Origin of the sequence: Mycobacterium sp. 852002-30065_SCH5024008, assembly GCF_001665645.1 — a bacterium.
GTDB classification, from domain to species: domain Bacteria; phylum Actinomycetota; class Actinomycetes; order Mycobacteriales; family Mycobacteriaceae; genus Mycobacterium; species Mycobacterium paraffinicum.
This window is the reverse complement of the sequence record NZ_LZSZ01000171.1, coordinates 57,192-76,953: the sequence shown is the minus strand read 5'-3', so window position 1 is coordinate 76,953 and position 19,762 is coordinate 57,192. Positions and strand designations below refer to the sequence as shown.

The 19,762-nt window shown below is 67.9% G+C and carries 12 protein-coding genes; 6 read left to right on the top strand and 6 right to left on the bottom strand.

Translation table 11 applies throughout. The features are described from left to right. Positions 1–320: 320 nt before the first annotated feature. On the top strand, positions 321–1,646 hold the full coding sequence (locus A5781_RS21340; protein ID WP_067211422.1) for an FAD-binding oxidoreductase: 1,326 nt from the start codon (positions 321–323) through the stop codon (positions 1,644–1,646). On the opposite strand, the gene A5781_RS21335 is transcribed toward A5781_RS21340, so the two are convergent. Continuing rightward, positions 1,550–3,133: an MFS transporter gene (locus tag A5781_RS21335; protein WP_082939465.1), complete on the bottom strand. Its 1,584-nt coding sequence runs from the start codon at positions 3,131–3,133 to the stop codon at positions 1,550–1,552. The two genes, A5781_RS21340 and A5781_RS21335, sit on opposite strands and share 97 nt — an antisense overlap. Beyond that, positions 3,130–3,672: a TetR/AcrR family transcriptional regulator gene (locus tag A5781_RS21330; RefSeq protein WP_067211421.1), complete on the bottom strand. Its 543-nt coding sequence runs from the start codon at positions 3,670–3,672 to the stop codon at positions 3,130–3,132. Before A5781_RS21330 ends, A5781_RS21335 begins: the two co-directional genes overlap by 4 nt. Before the next feature lie 170 nt (positions 3,673–3,842). Between A5781_RS21330 and A5781_RS21325 the strand changes: the two genes are divergently transcribed. Both A5781_RS21325 and A5781_RS21320 read left to right on the top strand, forming a co-directional pair. Beyond that, entirely contained in the window at positions 3,843–4,511 is a 669-nt protein-coding gene (locus tag A5781_RS21325) for a hypothetical protein (protein WP_067211419.1), read from the top strand. A 120-nt stretch (positions 4,512–4,631) separates the two neighbouring features. Continuing rightward, positions 4,632–6,374, top strand: a complete 1,743-nt coding sequence (locus A5781_RS21320; RefSeq protein ID WP_067211418.1) for a DUF3556 domain-containing protein — start codon at positions 4,632–4,634, stop codon at positions 6,372–6,374. Positions 6,375–6,378: 4 nt separating this feature from the next. Here A5781_RS21320 and A5781_RS21315 read toward each other — a convergent pair whose 3' ends face one another. Next, on the bottom strand, positions 6,379–6,606 hold the full coding sequence (locus A5781_RS21315) for a DUF3618 domain-containing protein (RefSeq protein ID WP_067211587.1): 228 nt from the start codon (positions 6,604–6,606) through the stop codon (positions 6,379–6,381). A 98-nt stretch (positions 6,607–6,704) separates the two neighbouring features. On the opposite strand from A5781_RS21315, the gene bcp reads away from it, so the two are divergent. The 3 genes from bcp to A5781_RS21300 all read left to right on the top strand — a co-directional run bounded on the left by bcp (position 6,705) and on the right by A5781_RS21300 (position 8,292). After that, entirely contained in the window at positions 6,705–7,181 is a 477-nt protein-coding gene (gene bcp / locus A5781_RS21310; RefSeq protein WP_067211415.1) for a thioredoxin-dependent thiol peroxidase, read from the top strand. 125 nt (positions 7,182–7,306) lie between these two features. Continuing rightward, positions 7,307–7,633: a hypothetical protein gene (locus A5781_RS21305; protein WP_067211412.1), complete on the top strand. Its 327-nt coding sequence runs from the start codon at positions 7,307–7,309 to the stop codon at positions 7,631–7,633. A 143-nt stretch (positions 7,634–7,776) separates the two neighbouring features. Beyond that, positions 7,777–8,292 carry a lipocalin family protein gene (locus A5781_RS21300; protein WP_067211410.1) on the top strand — a complete coding sequence of 172 codons (516 nt, stop codon included), beginning with the start codon at positions 7,777–7,779 and terminating at the stop codon, positions 8,290–8,292. 132 nt (positions 8,293–8,424) lie between these two features. On the opposite strand, the gene A5781_RS21295 is transcribed toward A5781_RS21300, so the two are convergent. Genes A5781_RS21295 through A5781_RS21285 form a run of 3 tightly spaced genes read right to left on the bottom strand, consistent with a single transcriptional unit; the run spans position 8,425 to position 19,454 of the window. Further along, complete coding sequence (locus A5781_RS21295; RefSeq protein ID WP_067211407.1) at positions 8,425–9,753, bottom strand: dipeptidase; 1,329 nt, start codon at positions 9,751–9,753, stop codon at positions 8,425–8,427. Positions 9,754–9,763: 10 nt separating this feature from the next. Beyond that, positions 9,764–10,162 carry a holo-ACP synthase gene (locus A5781_RS21290; RefSeq protein ID WP_046182674.1) on the bottom strand — a complete coding sequence of 133 codons (399 nt, stop codon included), beginning with the start codon at positions 10,160–10,162 and terminating at the stop codon, positions 9,764–9,766. Between the two features lie 31 nt (positions 10,163–10,193). Further along, on the bottom strand, positions 10,194–19,454 hold the full coding sequence (locus A5781_RS21285; RefSeq protein WP_067211405.1) for a type I polyketide synthase: 9,261 nt from the start codon (positions 19,452–19,454) through the stop codon (positions 10,194–10,196). Positions 19,455–19,762: the final 308 nt, after the last annotated feature.

Genomic DNA, 19,762 nt, shown 5'->3' with positions numbered 1-19,762 from the left:
ACGCGGCCGGCCGTTCGACTCTAGGCGCGTGCCCACCGCGCGACGTCCACTTCGGCCACATTCTGCCCGGTTTCGGGAGTTTGCTGAAAACAATCCATCCAGGCGTCTAGGGTCCGTGGTGCCCCTTGATGGAAGGTGACGCGGCGAACGGGGCAAAACCTTCGACGGCGCCCGGAGAGGCACGCGTCCCAACCTGATCGCCTGCCTGCTTGATCGTCGCGGCGCGGCGTACTTCTCAAGATGCTGATCTTCAACCGCGGCGTGCTGGAGACCGGGCCCTCAGACGCCGATCCCTTCGCAGCGAATTCAGGAGTGACGGAATGACTAGCAAGCTGACGGGCGAGGTGGTGCGCGCGGGCGACCCCGGCTACGAGGCAGCGCGGGTGGGCTGGAATCGCCTGTATTCGCGCTACCCCGAGGCAATCGTGTTCTGCGCCGACACACAGGACGTGGTCAACGCGGTCGGGTGGGCGCGCGAGGAGGGCATAGCCCTGCGTGCCCGCAGCGGGCGCCACAGCCTTGATGGCTGGTCCTCGATCGACGGCGGCCTGGTTGTCGACGTCAGTCGCATGAAGAGCGTCACGATCGACGAAACGGCGCGCACGGCGACGGTCGGCACCGGGCTCACGCAGAAGGAGATCGTCCCGGCTCTCGGGCAGCGCGGCTTTGTCATTCCGACCGGCTCGGAGGGGGGCGTCGGGCTCGGCGGCGTGGTTCTCGGCGGTGGCTTCGGATTACTCACGCGCAGTTTGGGATTGGCGTCCGACAACCTGATCGCGGCCGAGATGGTGGTGGCCGACGGCCCGCGCTCGGCGAAGGTTGTCGAGGCCTCCGAGCACAGCAACGCCGACCTGCTGTGGGCGTGCCGCGGCGGGGGCGGCGGCAACTTCGGGATCGCCACGTCCTACACGCTGAAGCTGCACGAGCTCTCGCGGGTCGACTTCGCGATTGTCAGGTGGACCGGTCTCGACGATCTGGGCGCGATCCTTCGCACATGGCAGCGTGACGCTCCGATCGCCGACGAGCGCCTGACCAGTGCCCTGGAGGCGGGCTCCGCCGCGGTCGAGCTCTCGGCGGTGCTACACGGCGGCTCACGCGAAGAACTGGACGCCGAGCTGCGTTCGCTACTGGCGATCGGCAAGCCCGAGGTGACCTACACGAACGAGGCCTGGCCGACCATCTACGGAAATATCGACAGGGCGGCGGATCTCCCGTTCTGGAAGTTCTACTCTCAGTTCGTCACTCGCCCATTCCCCGATGAGGCGATTGATCTGGTCGTTCGCTTCATGTCGAACACACCCAGCGCGCCGAGCAATTTCTTCTGTTCGAGTTTCGGCGGGGCCGTGCGCCACGCCCCGCCCGGCGGGTCGGCGTTCCCGCACCGTGACGCGCTGTTCTACTGCGAGCCCGGCGCGGCTTGGGACGACCCCGCGCTGAACTCGAAGGCTCTGGGCTGGGCCGTCGACTTCTGGCGCGCACTGCGCCCCTTCGGCGACGGCGCCTACGTCAACGTCCCCAATGCTCCCGCGTCCGACTGGGAGCGTGAGTATTACGGCTCCAACTGCGAACGGCTCCGCGAGGTTAAAGCCAAGTACGACCCGGCGAACGTTTTCTGCTTCGAGCAGAGCGTGCCTCCCGCCGGCTGACCCGGTTGTGGCGTCGGAACTGGCTCGAGCAGCAGCCACACCGCCACCGCCGACGCGAGCAGCAGCGCCGAGCCGACCCCCGCGGCGATGGCCAGCCCGTCAGTGAATGCTGACTTCGCGGCGGCCAACAAGCTTCGTGCCTTCTCGGCAGGCAGACTTCTCGCAGCCACGGTCGCAGCGGCAAGCGAATTCCGCGCTTGCGACGCCACGGCATCCGCGGCGCCGGACGGAATTTCCAGCCCGCGGTAGACCGCGCTGACGATGGAGCCAAGTGCCGCGATGCCGAGCGCCGAGCCGAGCTCATAGGCGGTCTCCGAAACCGCCGCTGCCGCGCCGGCTCGGTCCGGCATGACGCTGGCGATCACGACGTCGCTCGCCGCGGTGAAAGCCAGTCCGAGGCCGACGCCGACGACAAAGAGTGCGACGCCGAGCTGCGGATAGCCGGTGGATGGGCTGATCAGTGTCAGCGACGCCATCGCGCCACCGACCAACGCCAGACCGGTCGCGAGGACCGCGCGCTGCGACCAGTGGCGCACGGCGACACCGGCCAACAGGCCGAACACGGTCGCGGCGACCGCGGCGGGCAGTTCGGCCATCCCGGCCCTCAGCGGGCTGTATCCCTGAACCAGTTGAAAGAATTGCGACAGGAAGAACACCAGGCCCGAAAGGCCAAGCACGGAAAGCAGATTAGCGGCGACGACACCTGAAAACGCGCGATTGGCGAAAAGCCGTACGTCGATCAACGGTGTGTTCAGCCTGAGCTGCCGCCGGACGAACACCGTCAGCGCCGCGGCGCCGACGACACCGGCCGCCGCAACTTGCACCCGAAGCCCATTGGTGGCACCTTCCTTGCCGGCGTAGACGACGCCAAGCATGCCGACGAGCGCCAGCGTGACGCTGGGCAGGTCCCACGGCCCCGGCGTACGGTCGCGCTGTTCCGGCAACAAGACGATGCCGCCGACAAGGAGCATGAGCATCACCGGGACGTTGATCAAAAACACTGAGCCCCACCAGAAGTGCTCCAGGAGTAGCCCACCCACCACCGGGCCCATTGCGGTACCCGCCGAGAACATGGCGGCCCACACGCCCACAGCCACGCTGCGTTGCCGTGGTTGGGGAAACAGGCCGCGGATCAACGCCAGGGTCGACGGTGCCAACACCGCCCCCGCCACGCCCAGCAGTGCCCGCGCGCCGATCAGCAGGATGGCGGTCGGGGCATATGCCGTCGCCGCCGACATGCAAGCGAATGCCGTTGCGCTGCAGAGTAACAGCTTCTTGTGGCCGATCCGGTCGCCGAGGCTGCCCATCGTGATAAGCAGACCAGCCAGCACGAAGGAGTAAATATCGCCGATCCACAAGACCTGCGTCGCCGTCGCCCCGAGATCGGTGATTATCAGCGGGGTGGCGACGGCCAGTACCGTGCCATCGACGCCGATCACCAGCACTCCGAGGCTGAGCACCCCGAGTGCCAACCAACCCCGGGTCATGACCGGCTCACCCCGTGTAGCAGCAGGTCGGTGATCATCGGGGTGAAGTCTCGGCGCGCGGCCCGTCCCGCCTGGATGACCCACGCCGCGCCCGCGACAAGGTCGTAGAACGCCTCGGTCAACCAGACGGCACTGAGATCGGGGCGGAATTCGCCTTCTCGCTGGCCGCGCTCGAACAGTGCCCTGATCTCGGCGTCGATCTCGGCCCACCCTTCCTGCGCCTGATCGGCGTCGAAACCCTGACTCTGGGTGCACAGAAAGGTGAGGTATCCGGACACGGGTTCGCACGCGGTCACCAAGCGCTGCAACGCTTCTGTGGCCGAGCCCTCCTGCCAGCGGGCGGTCCCCAGGGCCTCGCGCATCTGCGCCACCGCGAGTTGGTCCAGTGCCTCGAGGAGTGCGCCCCGCCCGGCGAAGTGACGATGCAGGGTCGCCCGGCTGACGCCGACCGCCGCGGCGATCTCGTCCTGCGTCGCGTTGGGACGCCGACCGAGGAAATCCGCGGCGGCACGCAACATCTGTTCACGATCCGGCGTCATGAGACAAATATATCTCAAGTGAGACGATTATGTCTTACCCTCGTCAGGCGCGCGCCCTAACAGCGCCGCGGTGACGGTGGCAAACCCTCGTGTACCACTGTCCAGTCAGGCACACTGAGCCACGTGGGAATGAGCACGTTCGTGCACACTCGGAGACCGGCGGTAGCGCCATGAGCTGGGAGACCGTGCTCACGACCACTCTGGTGCCGGTCGCGTCCGTCTTGTCGACTGCGACGGTGGCGGTCTGGACGAAGCGTATCGACGCCAGAACCAAGCGGGAGGATCGAGACCACGCTCTGGTGCTCGACTACGAGAAGCGGGCCGGCGAGGACAAGAAGGCGGTGCTGAAGCGTCTCATCTCGGCAACCCTTCACCTCAAGCGCGGGGCGGAACCCCTCGCGGGCACCGAAGTCACCGACGAGAGCATCAGCCGAAGGCGGGCGGCGGCCACCAGAGAGTTGTACGAATTCCGCGCACGGCTGGGTCTCGACGACGGAGTCGCCGAGCTGATGATCTACGCCGCAGAACCGGTTCGTGACCTCACCGAATTGATCCTCGACGAATGGGACCGCCAATTCCGCGAGCACGGCTACTCGCTGACGCAGCTGGATGCGTGCAAGGAGCAACTCCAGACCGCCGTCGACGTCCCACAAAACAGCGATGAGGCGATGGTCGAACGGAAGCGAAAGTGGACTGCGCTGAAGGACGAAGAAGCAACGTTTCTCAAGCAACTCGGCGATGAGTCGGACCTTGACGTCGATGCGCTGGTGGTGCTGTGCAACCAGTTGTTGAAAGCCGCCCACACGGACCTGCGCGGTGGCTACGGCATAGACACGTGACATGCGGCGGGCCCGTCCCGACTTTTTCGACGTAATTCGTATGCCGCGCGGATGATCCGGCCGGTAGCTTCTCCTTCACAGCGAACGCCCCTGGAAACAAGCCGCGTCGAAGGAGCTGCAATGGGGTTCATCCAGCCGAATCTGCCCGTCGTCGAGGTAGCCGAATGGAGCAAGCAGAGCCGCGCCGAGCGGATCGTGCCGATGGTGCGCCACATCGCCGAGAACGGCTTCGGCACCCCACTGGTGATGCACGTGATGTACGGCGTGAAGATCGCGCTGTACATCCTGGGCGGCTGGGTGTTCGGGTGGTGCACGGCCGGCATCGGCAGCTTCACCGGCGTCGCCGCCTGGTGGTCGGAACCGATTGTGTTCGAGAAGGCCGTGCTGTACACGATGCTGTTCGAAGTCATCGGCCTGGGTTGTTGCTTCGGGCCACTGGCCGGCCGTTACTTCCCGCCGATGGGCTCGATCCTGTACTGGCTGCGGCCCGGCACCATCCGGTTGCCGCCGTGGCCCGATCGGGTGCCGCTGACCCGGGGCAGCGTCCGCAGCCCGGTCGATGCGGCGCTCTACGGCGCGCTGCTGGTGTTGCTCGCCATCGCGCTGGTGGCCGACGGCACCGGGCCAATTCCCGCCCTGCACACTGAGATTGGCGTGCTGGCGCCCTGGCACACCGTCGCGATCCTGGCGGTCCTGGCCGTCATCGGGCTGCGCGACAAGGTGATCTTCCTGGCCGCGCGTGGCGAGGTCTACGCGCCGCTGGCGCTCGTCTTCCTGTTCGCCGGGGCGGACTCCATCATCGGGGCCAAGGTGGTCTTCATGGTGATCTGGCTGGGGGCCGCCACCTCAAAACTCAACCGGCACTTCCCGTTCGTGATCTCGACGATGCTGGCGAACAACCCGTTCATCCCGTCTGGTCCGCTGAAACGGTCGATGTTCAAGCACTATCCGGACGACCTGCGGCCCAGCTCATTGGCGGGTTTCATCGCCCACTTCTCCACCGCGGTGGAAGGCTTGGTACCGCTGGCGCTGCTCTTCTCCCACGGCGGCTGGCCGACGGCGATCGCCGCGTTCGTGATGATCGTCTTTCACCTGAACATCCTGCTGGCCTTCCCGATGGGGGTGCCGCTGGAGTGGAACGTGTTCATGATCCTCGGGGTGCTGTCGCTGTTCGTCGCGCATGCCCCCCTCGGCTTGTCCGGCCTGGCCAACCCGTTGCCGGTGGCGATCCTGTTCGTGGTCATCGCCGGCATCGTCGTCGTCGGAAACCTCTACCCGCGCAAGGTGTCCTTCCTGCCGGGCATGCGGTACTACGCGGGCAACTGGGACACCACCGTGTGGTGCGTCAAGCCGTCGGTCGACGAGAAGTTCCGCACCGGCTCACGCGCGCTCGGGCCGATGCAACACCTGCAACTCGAGCGCCTCTACGGCTCCAAAGAGGAGACCCTGGTCCCCCTTCACCTGGCCATGGCGTTCCGCGGGATGAACACCCACGGGCGCGCGCTGTTCACCCTGGTGCACCGCGCGCTGGCCGGCTACGACGAGGACGACTACAACCTCTGCGAGGGCGAGGTGCTGTGCTCGATGGTGCTCGGCTGGAACTTCGGCGACGGGCACATGCACAACGAATGCCTCATCGAGGCGCTACAGCAGCGGTGCAATTTCCAGCCCGGCGACGTGCGGGTGGTGATTCTCGACGCGCAGCCCATCCACATCCAGCGGCAGGAGTACCGGCTCGTCGACGCGGCGACCGGCGAATTCGAGCGCGGCTATGTCGACGTCGAGGACATGGTCACGACGCAGCCCTGGGCCGACGATATTCCGGTGCACGTGCAGAGCGGCACGGGTGCCGGCATGGCGTGACGGGTCAGCGGTTGCGCACCCGATGCACCACCACCACGACGACGAGGACACCGACGCCGGCCAGTGACACCGCCACCGCGGGCTTCTTGACGAACTCGACTGCCTTCGCCTTCAGGTCGCCGGCGAGGCGGCGCGGGTTGGCCCGCACCGCGAGCGAGTCGACGGTGGCCGCCAGCTGGTCGCGGGCGACGTCGATGTCCCGCTTGATCGCCTCGGGGTCCCGGTCCGCCACGTGTCTGTCCTCCCAGTCGGCCTGATGCACCTGACGCACTACCCTAGATCAGCTGGCGATAACCCCAACGCTCCGGTGAACAGAAAGGGGCCCAGAAATTGGCCGAGACCACGCGGCTTGCGCCGGGCGACAAAGCGCCCCCGTTCAGCCTGCCCGACGCCAACGGCAACCAGGTGTCGCTTGCCGACTACAAGGGGCGTCGCGTCATCGTGTACTTCTACCCGGCGGCCTCGACGCCGGGCTGCACCAAACAGGCCTGCGCCTTCCGCGACAACCTGCACGAACTCGGCGACGCCGGCCTCGACGTGGTCGGCATCTCCCCCGACAAGCCGGAGAAGCTGGCCAAGTTCCGCGACGCCGAAAAGCTGACGTTCCCGCTGCTGTCGGATCCCGACCGCAAGGTGCTGACCGCCTGGGGCGCCTACGGCGAGAAACAGATGTACGGCAAGACCGTGCAGGGCGTGATCCGCTCGGCCTTCGTGGTCGACGAGAAGGGCAAGATCGCCGTCGCGCAGTACAACGTCAAGGCTGCACATACGTCGTCCTTCGTCACAAAGCTGCTCAGCGCCTCGTAATTGAGGCGCGATCGCCACGTGCGCGGAAGGGGACCATCGGCCCTACAGAAAGCCGAGATCTGAGCGCATTCTTGAGCCGAATCATTCAGCGTTGAGTTTTTGCAGCCATCCCTTAGGGAGCGATCATGGCAGAAGACACCGAGAAGAAGACGGCGGCGGACCGAGCGTCGGACCTGACGGAACGAGTAGCAGGCCTGTCCGACGAAGTGCTCAAGTCAGTCGAAGCCGGACAACGCACCGCGATCGATGCCGTGCGCAAGTTCGTTGGCGCTGTCGATGAGTCGTTACCCGGGCACGGAGACGACCATCCGTCGAGACGCAACACCATCGTCGACGCCGCCCTCGATATGGCCGATAAGCTCGTCAAGACGCAGTACGAGTTCATCCGGAGCGTCGTCAGCAGCGCGAGCGAGACGCTGAAGAAACAGGGTGACGACAAGCCGGGTGCCTGAGCACGTCCCGCTGCTTTCCTTAGGGTCCCTTGGTGGGTGATTGGCGCCGGCAATGCGGAGTATCCCGGATCGGTTCAACGAGGGTGGATAAACCGGTGCGTTTTCCAGCGCGGTAGCCCAGTGCACCGAAGGAGAAAGCCACGATGAGTGAACGGTCCCCCGTCACGGCCGTCGGATCTCTCGACCTCAACCGCTACAGCGGCCTGTGGTACGAGCTCGGCAGGCTCCCGCTCAGATGGGAGGAAGCGGATGCCTCGGACATCACCGCCGAATACACGCCCCAAGAGGACGGAAGCGTGCGGGTCGACAACCGGTGCATCGACAAGGACGGCGCGCCGTCGCAGGCGATCGGTCATGCGACCCCTGTGAACGGGAGGGCGGGACGGTTGGAGGTGTCGTTCCTTCCACAGTTCCTGCGATGGATCCCGTTCACCAAGGGTGACTACTGGGTGCTGAAGATTGATGACGCGTACACGGTCGCTCTTGTCGGCACACCCGACCGCAAAAACCTGTGGCTTCTGGCTCGCGAACCTCGCATCGACGACGCCACGAAAGCCGCCTACCTCGCCGAAGCGACCCGGCAGGGGTTCGATCTCGAAAAGTGGATCACACCTAACCAGTCGGGTCGGCGCGTCACCGACGATCTGCTCAACGGCTGACCTTCCGTCGCGCATTACAACGTCAAGGCCACCTCCTAGGTCGCCAGACTGCGCCGCGACCTTTCGGTCTGACAATCTTTCGACGCTTGCACCTCACTCGTACTTCTTCGCGCCAGCGTCGATCTGGACGCGTCACTGGGCCAGGTTGGCCAGCAGCAGCGCCTCGGCGATCGCGGCGCGTTCCAGCACGCCGAGGTGCAGGCTCTCGTTGATGCTGTGGGCTTGGGTGCCGGGGTCCTCGACGCCGGTGACCAGGATCTTGGCTTGCGGGAACGCTTCGGCGAACTCGGCGATGAACGGGATCGAGCCGCCCATGCCCATATCGATGGGCTCGGTCCCCCACCCCTGCCGGAACGCCGCCCGCGCGGCGTCGTACACCGGGCCGCTGGCCTCGATGGCGTAGGGCTCGCCGATGTCGCCGCGGGTGATGCTGACCCGCGCGCCCCAGGGAACATGTTTTTGCAGATGCGACGTCAACGCGTCCAGGTGCGCTTCAGCGTCACCGCCCGGCGCGACACGCATGCTGATTTTGGCGCGGGCTCGCGGGATCAACGTGTTCGACGCTTTGTCGATGGGCGTGGTGTCGATACCGATCACGGTGATCGCGGGCTTGGCCCATAGCCGCTGGGGTGCCGAACCCGAGCCGATCTCGGACACCCCATCCAGCAGCCCGGAGTCGGCACGGACCCGCTCGGGCGGGTAATCCACAGCGGCAGCGCTACTTTCGTGCAGGCCGGCGACGGCCACGTTGCCGTCGTCGTCGTGCAGGCTCGCCAGCAGTCGCACCAGCACGCTCAACGCGTCGGGTACCACCCCGCCCCAGAGCCCGGAGTGCAGCCCGTGGTCGAGCGTGGCGACCTCGACCACGCAGTCGACCAGGCCCCGCAGCGAAACCGTCAGCGCCGGAACGTCGGTGCTCCAGTTGTCCGAGTCGGCGATGACGATCACGTCGGCGGCGAGCGCGTCGCGGTGGGTGGCCAGCAACCGGCCCAGTGACGGGGAGCCGGATTCCTCCTCGCCCTCAACGAAGACCGTCACGCCCACCGGCGGCTGGCCGCCGTGCGCCCTGAAGGCCGCCAAATGCGTTGCGATGCCCGCCTTGTCGTCGGCGCTGCCGCGCCCGTAGAGCCGCCCGCCACGTTCGGTGGGCTCGAAGGGTGCCGACGCCCACTGGCCGGCATCGCCTTCGGGCTGCACGTCGTGGTGGGCGTAGAGCAGCACGGTCGGCGCGCCCGGGGGCGCGGGATGGCGCGCGATGACCGCCGGCGCACCGCCCTCGCTGACGATCTCCACGTCGCCAAAACCGGCCTGCGACAACAGATCCGCCACTGCCCGCGCACTGCGGTGCACCTCGTCGCGGCGGCCTGGGTCCGCCCACACCGATTCGATGCGCACCAAGTCCTCGAGGTCGCGGCGCACCGACGGCAACACCTCGCGGACGCGTTCAAACAGATCGCTCATGATCCCGAGGCTAGTCGGCGGTCGTCTCCAGGATCGCGACGGCGGCGGCGGTGTCCCCCTCGTGCGTCAGCGACACGTGAATCGTCACGTCGGCCAGATGTTTGGCGATGTCACCACTCAGCCGCACCCGGGGGCGCCCCCACATGTCGGTGACCACCTCGATGTCGCGGTGGATGTCCTCCGGTAGCACGGGCCGTTGCGCGAAGCGGGATCCCGACCAGGCCTTGATCACCGCCTCCTTCGCCGCCCACCGGGCCGCCAGGTGCCGGGCCGCCGAAGAGCTCTTGTCTGACGCGTCGCGGCGCTCACCCGGTGTGAACGTCTCGGAGAAGACGGTTCCCGGCTGGTCGACCTGCTCGGCGAAATCAGGGATGGAGACGACGTCGATCCCCACACCGACAATTCCCATGGGTCGCCAGGCTAACGGACGGTCGAAGACGTCATCCGGCCGAGACCTCGTAGGCCTCGCCCTCACCCAGCCGCGACGCCGGGTTCAGCAGCATCGCCGCCTCCTGGCGCTTCTCGGGCGCGTCATGGTCGAAGCGACGACCCGACGGCCGCTCGTACATCGGCGCACCGCCGGCGATGGCCGAGGCCAACCGACGCTGACCGGCCAGCAGCCGCCCCTCCGCACGCCGCTGGTAGTCGGCGCGCTGATCGGCGTCCAGCGCGGCGATGAACGCCTGCGGGTGCACCAGCGCCACGAGTCCGGACACGTGGCCGAAGCCGAGGCTGGTCACCATGCCCGCCTTCAGCGGGAACTTCTCGCCGAGCCGCAGCGTCTCACGCACCCAGACGAAGTGGGCCGAACCGGTCAGCTCGTCGTCGACACAATCCAGGCTGCGGTTGGGCGGGATCACCCCGTCGCGCAGCATCTGGCACAGGCCCATCATCTGGAACACCGCGGCACCGCCCTTGGCGTGGCCGGTGAGGCTCTTCTGCGACACCACGAAGAGCGGGGCGCCCTCGGAGCGGCCCAACGAGTCCGCGAGCCGCTCGTGCAGCTCGGTCTCGTTGGGGTCGTTGGCCAGCGTGGACGTGTCGTGCTTGGAGATCACCGCGATGTCGTCGGCCCCGACGCCGAGCTTGGCCAGCGAGCGCGCCAGCGCCGATTGCCTGCCGCCGCGGCCGGCGCCCAGGGCCCCCAGACCCGGGGCCGGGATCGAGGTGTGCACGCCGTCGGCGAACGACTGCGCGTAGGCCACCACGGCCAGCACCGGCAGACCCATCTTGAGGGCCAGGTCGCCACGCGCGAGCAGGATGGTGCCGCCGCCCTGGGCCTCGACGAAGCCGAGCCGCCGCCGGTCGTTGGGCCGGGAGAACTTCGAGTCGTGAATGCCCCGGCCCCGCATCATGGAGGTGTCGGCCGTGGCCGCCATGTCACCGAAGCCGATGATCGCTTCCAGCGTCAGGTCGTCGAATCCACCGGCCACCACCAGTTCGGCCTTGCCGAGTCGGATCTTGTCGACGCCCTCCTCGACCGACACCGCCGCGGTAGCGCACGCACCGACAGGGTGGATCATTGCGCCGTAGCTGCCCACGTAGCTCTGAATGACGTGCGCGGCAACGACGTTCGGCAGCACTTCCTGCAGGATGTCATTCGGCTTGTTCCGGCCGAGCAGGTTGCCGTGATACATGGTCTGCATCGACGTCATCCCGCCCATGCCGGTGCCCTGGGTGCTGGCCACCAGGCCCGGGTGCACCCACCGCATCAGCTCGGTCGGGGTGAATCCCGAAGACAAGAACGCGTCGACGGTCGCGACGATGTTCCACAGCGCCACCCGGTCGGTGGAGCTGGCCATGTCCTGGCTGATGCCGTACACGGTCGGATCGAACCCGCTGGGGATCTGCGCGCCGACGACCCGCGACAACTTGGTCTTGCGCGGCACCCGAATCTCGGTGCCCGCCTTGCGCGTCACCTGCCAGTCGCTTGAATCGGGAACCGGCCGCACCACCGTGTGCTCGGGATCGAACTCGACGAACCCGCGGGCGTCGGCCTCCGACGAGACGACGAAGGTGAAGTCCTTGTCCAGGAACACCGACACCAGCAACGGCGACGCGTGATCGGGGTCGATAGCGCCGTCATCGACGAACTCGCGAATACCCACCCGCTCGACCACGGTGTCGTGGTAGCGCTCGACCAGCTCGGCTTCGTCCACCAGGTCGCCGGATTCCGTGTCGTACCAACCCGGTTGGGGGTCGTCCTCCCAGCGGATCAGTCCGGTGGTCCAGGCCAGTTCCAGGACGCCGGCGGCCGAGAGTTCGTTGTCGACCTCCATCTCGAAGCGGGTGCGCGACGAACCGTACGGGCCGATCTCGGCGCCACCGACGATCACCACCAGGTCGGCCGGATCGACGTCCAGGTCGTCCCATTCCGGGGGCGGCGCGGGGGTGAAGCCGCGCGGCGGCGACGGCAGCGCGGCGATGGTGCCTTCGGCAGCCGCGTCGCCCGTGGCCTGCTCGCCCGACGTGGCCTGCTCGCGCGCCTTGGCGGCCAGTTCGGCCATGTCGAGGTTGGCCTCGGCGAGGCCGCCGGTCAGATCCGCCTTGATCGGCGCGCCGGCCGCCGCGACCTTCGACTCGACGTCGCAGAGGTCCAGCAGCATGGCCGCCATCTGCCCGGTGGAGTAGGTGGTGACACCGGCCTCCTCGACGGCCTCGACGATGGCGTCGTTGTGGCCCATCAACCCGGTGCCGCGGGTCCAGCCGATCAGCGCGTGGGCGAGGCTGACCCTTGCGGCCCAGGAGGACTCGGCGTGCCAACGACTCACCAGCGCGTCCAGCGCCGACTTGGCCTCGCCGTAGGCGCCGTCCCCGCCGAACATTCCGCGGTTGGGCGAGCCGGGCAACACCACATGCAGCCGCGACGCGATGTCGCGCTCGGCGCCGATCTTGGACAGCCCGCCGATCAATCGCTGCACCGCCCAGAGCAGGACCTTCATCTCCATCTCGGAGCGCGAACCCGCCTCCGACAGGTCCCCGGCGACGCGCGGCGCCGCGAACGGGAAGAGCAGTGTCGGGGTCTGCGCGTCCTTGATGTGAATGGATTGTGGCCCAAGGCTTTCGGTCTGCTCCGTACCGATCCATTCGACCAGTGCGTCGATGTCCGAGTAGGACGCCATGTTGGCGGCCACCACCCAGAGCGCGGCACCGTACCGGGCGTGGTCACGGTACAGCCCGCGGTAGAACGCCAGCCGCTCATCGTCGAGCTTCGACGTGGTGGCGATGACGGTGGCGCCGCCATCGAGCAGTCGCGCCACGACCGACGCCGCGATCGAGCCCTTCGAAGCGCCTGTCACGACGGCGACTTCGCTGCTGTAGGGGCCGGGATCGGGGTTCTCGGCGCCGGCGGCGATGCGGCCGTACAGCGACGCGTGAATCTGGCGACCGGCGGCCAGCGATTTGCCCTGCCACCAGGTGGCCTGGGTCGCGACGACATGGCCTGCGCCCTCGAACCTTTCGGACAGGCTCTTCCACTGGGCGTCGATGTCACCCTCGTCAGTCAGCCAGAGCTTGACCAGGTCCTCCCGGGCGCTGGCCCATCGGTCGTCGAACACGACGGCCTTCTTCGCGTCGAAAGCCGGCGCCACCAGACGCGGCCAGTCCGCGCCGAGTTCGGCGGTGACCAGGTCGATGAGCTCGGCGTCGGTGGCCGCCGGCGCTGCGCTGACCGGGTCGTCGTGGCCCAACTGGCCCAGGATCAGGCGGGCCGCCGAAGCAAGCACCCCGTCGCGACCGGTGATCTGATCGGTGAATTCACTCAACGCGGCCGCGTCGACGGTCGCCCCGCCGCCGCCACCCGACGATGGCAGCGCCACCGAGATGCCGCGGCGCGCGGCGACGGATGTGACCGCGGCGTCGATGACCTTGTCGACCGAGGCGGCGTCGGCCAGCGCGCCCTCATGCAGGTGGCCCATGGCGCCGCCGCGCACGCTGGTGCCCTCGCGAGTTCCCAGCGCCACTTCGACCGTGACGTGCTTGGCCCAACCGTCGCCGAGCTCCCATGTCTTCTTGACCCGCTCGGCAATGGCGCCGGGCCGCTTGCCCGAGGGCCCCAGCACCGTGCGCAGCTGATCGTTGATCGCGTCGGAAAGCACTGGGCCGAAGGGCTTGTAGGTGCGCGCCAGCTTGGTCACCTGCGACCGCAGCCCGGCCAGGTCGGCCTCGGCGGCGCCGTCGATGGCACCCAGGTTCAGCTCCGAACCGAGGTCCACCAGCAGCTGGTTGCGCCGAGACGAGGCACCGTCGGTGATGGACTCGATGGAGTCCAGCTCCTCGATTTGGTCGATGCGCATCTTGGCCGACAGCGCGATCAACGCCAGGGTGGCGTCGGCGGCGTCGAACCCGATGTCGTCGGGGCGTGGAGTCCCGGACGGAGCTGCGGCAGGAGCCGCAGCGACGGCAGGGACGACATCGGACATGGGTGCACCGTCCGATGAGGCCGGAACGGCCGAATCGGAATCAACGTCTTCCGCCTCCGGCTCGGGGTCGGTGTCGGTGGCGAACAGCACCGCGGCGTCGCGCTCGGCGTTGAGCACTTCGACTGTGCTGTGGGCATATTCGGGAAGCTTCAGGGTGTTGGTGGCCAGTCCGGCGACGGTCGGCGCCGACTTCACGCCGATCTCGACGAACCGTTCCACGCCCAGGCCGCCCGCGGCGTCTTCGGTGAACAGCAGGTCCTGAGTCTCGATCCAGCGCACCGGGCTCGCGAACTGCCATGCCAGCAGCTCGATCAAGACGATGCGCGCCATGTCGTTTCGGCGTTCTGCGAGCCAGGTGTCGTAGTCGGCGAGGATCTCGTCGAGCGGCTCGGCGGGCACCAGGTCACGGATCTCCTGGATGAAATCGCGGTCCAGGGTGAACGGGCGCGGCACCAGGTTGGGGATGTAGCGCCCGATGATGACGTCGGGATTCTTGTCCCGCGGCATGACGCGTTCCAGCGAGCGGCGGAATTCGGCCACCCCGACGCGCAACACCCGCGAGTGGAACGGCACGTCGATGCCGGGCACCAGGATGAACGAGCGCTTGCCGCCGGTGAGCTCGCGACGGCGCTCGACCTCGGCTTCCAGCTCCTCCAGACCGCGGACCGTGCCGGCGATCGCATATTGCGAACCACGCAGGTTGAAGTTCACGATCTCCAGGAATTCCCCGGTGCGGTCGGCGATTTCGGCGACGAACGCGGGCACCTCATCATCTGGCAGGTCGATCTGCGACGGCCGGATCGCCGCCAGTCGGTAGTTGGAGCGGCCGAGCTCGTCGCGCGGCACGATGTCGTGCATCTTGGAGCCGCGGTGGAACACCGTCTCCAGCAACGCTTCCAGCTCGTAGATGCCGGTGACGCAGGCCAGCGCGGTGTACTCCCCGACGGAGTGGCCGCAGGCAATGGCATCTTCCACGAACGCGCCCTGCTCACGCATCTCGGCGACCTGTGCCGCCGCCACGGTCGCCATCGCGACCTGGGTGAACTGCGTCAGGTACAGCACGCCCTCGGGGTGGTTGTAGTGCACGCCGCTGGCGATGATGCTGGTCGGGTTGTCGCGCACCACGTGCAGCACCGAGAAGCCCAGCGTGTCGCGGGTGAACTTGTCCGCTTTGTCCCACACCTTGCGGGCGGCCTTGGACCGGGCGCGCACATCCATGCCCATGCCCTTGTGCTGAATCCCCTGGCCGGGGAAGGCATAAACCGTGTGCGGGGCGGCCAGTCGGGCCGTCGCCGACATCACCAGGTCCGAGCCTATGCGGGCGGAGACATCCAAAACCTCTGCGCCCTGGTCGATTCCGACACGCTCGACGCGGAAGTCGACCTCATCGCCGGGGCGCACCATGCCCAGGAACCGCGCGGTCCAGCCGACCAGCCGGGCCGGGGGGCGCGCCTGGCCGTCGGTGGCGGTCACCGCGTGCTGCGCGGCGGCCGACAACCACATGCCGTGCACGATGGGCGATTCCAGGCCGGCCAGCAAGGCGGCGGCCCGGTCGGTGTGGATCGGGTTGTGGTCACCGGACACCACGGCGAACGGCCGCATGTCGACCGGGGCGGTCAACCGGACGTCGCGGCGGCGGCGACGCGGGGTGTCGGTCGCGTTCTCCGAAACTGCGCCGCCGGCCCGCACCGGCTCGGTGAGTTCGGCGGCACCCGTGCGGCCTAGGATCGCGAACCGCTCATCGAGGGTGGCGATCGTCGCGCCGTTGGGGTCGGCGATCGTCACCGAGACGCGGACGACGCGGCCCATGTCCGTGTCGATGGCCGGCGAAGCCGTTGCGGTGACGGTCAATTCGGCTGCGACCTTGGGCAGCGCGCCAACCACGTGGGCGGCGTGGTCGAGGTGGACCAGACTCAGCAGGCCCTCCACGACCGGGAGGCCGGCGTCGGTGACCGCCGAGCCGATCGCCGCGAAGACCGCGGGCCAGCACAGGCCGACCAGCGCGTCGGGCACGGTGGTGAGACCGGGCGCCAACGGCTCCCCGAAGGTGGCGGTGACTCCGGTGTGGTCGGCGACCCGCTCGGGGTCCCAGTCGACCGCCACGGTGGCGGTCCCGTCGACGACGGCCGGCAGGAATTCCGGCCCGTCGACTCCGGCGGCGATCGCCAGCACCGCGCGCATGGCGGTCGCGGCGTCTTCGGTGGAAACCACCGGGGTGCCACCGTCAATCGTGTTGGGGGGCAACGTGAACGGGATGTCGATCCAGATGCCCGACACCGGGACACTCAGCACCACTCGGTCGCCGTCGACCGCGAGCCGCGCCCCGGTGAACGAGTGCGTGGCGCGACGGCTTTCGGGGCCTTCAGAGCCTTCGTGCACCAGCCAGTCGGCGGGGTCGGCGATTCGGTGTACCGGGTTGATCGCGGTGCGGCCGGCCCACTGCACGTCGGGAGCGTCGAGCACGACGGCGAGCGGCCCGGTCACGTCGGGGCGACCCAGCCGACGCGACGCGACGGCCCGGGGCTGACCACCGGAGGACAACACCTCGTCAATGGCGGTCTGCTCGAAGCGGTCCAGCAGTTCACCGACGGGCTCGTCCATGCGGGTGATGCCGGCCACGGCCGCGGTGCCCGGGATGATGCACACCTGGTCGGCGTCGTAACGGGCATCGTGCGCCTGCCACAGCGAGTCGCTGCGCCACCAGCGCCGCACATCCTTGTCGATGACCGGCACGAAGTTGACCGGCTTACCCAGCGTCTTGCACAGGGTGACAAAGAACGGGACGTCGGCCGGGTGCAGCTGCACGGTCTCGGCGTCGGGGTATTCCGCAAGCAGCGTGGCGATGGCCTGCTGGGGGCTCTCCAGTAGCGCCGGGTCATCGAACAGCGTCTCGATCGGGCCGGAATCGTTTGCGTGCAAACGGGCTTCGGCGCGCTGCAGCATCTGCTGGAACCGGTCGCGCCAGGTGTCGGCCAGCCACGGGCTGCCCGGTGCGGCGGTGTCGGCGGTGGAGTTGCCCTCGCCGATGGTCAGCTCGACGTAGCGCTGCAACCACTGCAAGTACGTCATGTCGGCGACGTCGCCGAAGTACGGCTTGGCGGTGTTGGCCATCGCCGCGATGATCTCGTCGCGACGCTCGGCAACGGCCTCGGCGTCACCGGCGACCTCGTCGAGCAGCCGGCCGCACCGCGAAGCGCTGTTGTCGATCTCGTGAATGTCGGCACCCAGCTGGCTGCGGCTGGAAGCCATGCCGCCCGCGGCTTTTCCGGCGCCGACCCACTGTTCGGTGCCTTGCGTCTCGACCAGCATCCGCTTGACCGAAGGCGACGTGGTGGCCTCCTTGGTCGCCATCGCCGCGGTGCCGACCAGGATGCCGTCGATCGGCATCAGCGGGAAGCCGTAGGCCTGCGCCCACCGCCCGGACAGGTATTCGGCCGCCCGCTCGGGCGTGCCGATGCCACCGCCCACGCAGACGGTGATGTTGGGGCGCGACCGCAACTCCGAATACGTTGCCAGCAGCAGGTCGTCGAGGTCTTCCCACGAATGGTGGCCACCGGCGCGGCCACCCTCGATGTGCATGATCACCGGCTTGGTGGGCACCTCGGTCGCGATGCGGATGACCGAGCGGATCTGTTCGACCGTGCCGGGCTTGAAGACGACGTGACTGATGCCGACGTCGTTCAATTCCTCGATCAGCTCGACGGCATCCTCGAGATCCGGGATGCCGGCACTGACCACCAGGCCGTCGATTGCCGCGCCGGACTGACGCGCCTTCTGCACCAACCGCTTTCCGCCGACCTGTAGCTTCCACAGATACGGGTCGAGGAACAGCGCGTTGAACTGATATGTGCGGCCGGGCTCGAGCAGCGTGGCGAGCTCATCGACGCGACCGGCGAAGATTTCCTCGGTGACCTGCCCACCGCCCGCCAGCTCGGCCCAGTGCCCGGCGTTGGCCGCGGCGGCGACGATCTTGGCGTCGACGGTGGTCGGGGTCATGCCCGCCAGCAGGATCGGCGAGCGTCCCGTCAACCGAGTGAACTTCGTCGAGAGCTTGACCCTGCCATCGGGAAGACGAACGACGGTGGGGGCGTAGGTCGACCACGCCCGCGCCACCTCGGGGACGGCCCCGACGGTGAAGAGGTTGCGCTGCCCGCCGCGGGTCGCGGCGGGCACGATGCCGACGCCCAGGCCGCGGATCACCGGCGCGGTCAGCCGAGTCAGGATGTCGCCGGGTCCCAGGTCGAGGATCCAGCGCGCACCGGCCTCGTGCACACGGCTGATCTCTTCGACCCAGTCGACACGTCGCACCAGGATCGCTTCGGTCAGCTCACGGGCCAGCGCGACATCGAGCCCCACCTTCTCGGCCCAGCCGCCGACGATGTCGATGCCGTCGGCCAACCGGGGCGTGTGGAAGCCGACCTCCACCTGCACCGGATCGAAGACCGGCGAGAAGACGTCCCCGCCGCGGAGCTTGTTCTTGCGGGCGGCCTCCTCCTTCTCCGAGATCTGCTGGCAGTAGAGCTCGAACCGGGACAGCTGTTCGGGGGTGCCTGTGATGACGACCGAGCGACGGCCGTTGCGGATGGACAGCACCGGCGGCAGCACGGTGCGGACGTCTTGCGCGAACTCGTCGAGCAGTCGGCTGATGCGCTCGGGGTCGGCGTTGGTCACCGACACCATAGGCGGGCGGTCGCCGAGCACGGAGATGCCGCGCCTGCGGGCGACCAGCGTCCCGGCCGCGCCGATGAGCTGAGCCATTGCCAGCAGCTCTGCGTCGCGGGCGCCCGCGGCCTTGAGCACCTCGACCGCGAGCACCCCTTGCGAATGCCCGGCGACGGCCACCGGCGGGGTGGCTTTGAGGTCCATGCCTTGGCGGGCCAGCGCGCGCACGGCCGCGATCTGGGTGAGCAGCACGCCGGGGATGGACACCGCGGCGGACGTCAGGTGCTTGTCCGAGGGGACTGGATCCTCGGCCGCCAACGCGCGCACCCAGGCGAGCGGCTCGAAACCGATCGGCCGTACCACCACCAACTCTTTGGCGACCGGTTCGAGCAGCAGCTCCACCTCACCGGCCAGCGTTGCCAGGTCGGATTCGATGCCGGCGGACGACACGAGTTCTTCGAGGGTTTCCAGCCAGGCGCTGCCCTGGCCACCGAACGCAACGGCGTACGGCTCGCCGGCCGTCAGTCGGTCGACCAGAGCGTGGGTGTCACCGGCTGCCGCGTGGGGGCCTTTTCCATCGCGGTCAGCGGACACCCGGTCGTGCTCGTGGATCGTCACGTCTGTATCTCCCTCAATGCCTCATATGCGTCTTACGTATCAGTGCGTTCAGCCGGTCCGAAGGGGACAGGAACTCACGGAGTCCGTCGATTCCGCATCGAATCGCGACCGAAAATCTGTCTGGCTGGTGCGTTGTCGGCGGACCCCCCGTGTGGGTTGAGCGGCGCGGCGGACTGCATCGGCTGTACTAAGAGTGTCATAAGGACGGACCCCCGTTTTGTGTGGTGATCGGTTACTGATGAGTTCTACGCACGGGTAACCGTGTCGTGGATAACACCGCGTTTAATCCGCCGCGCGGGCGCCGCGAA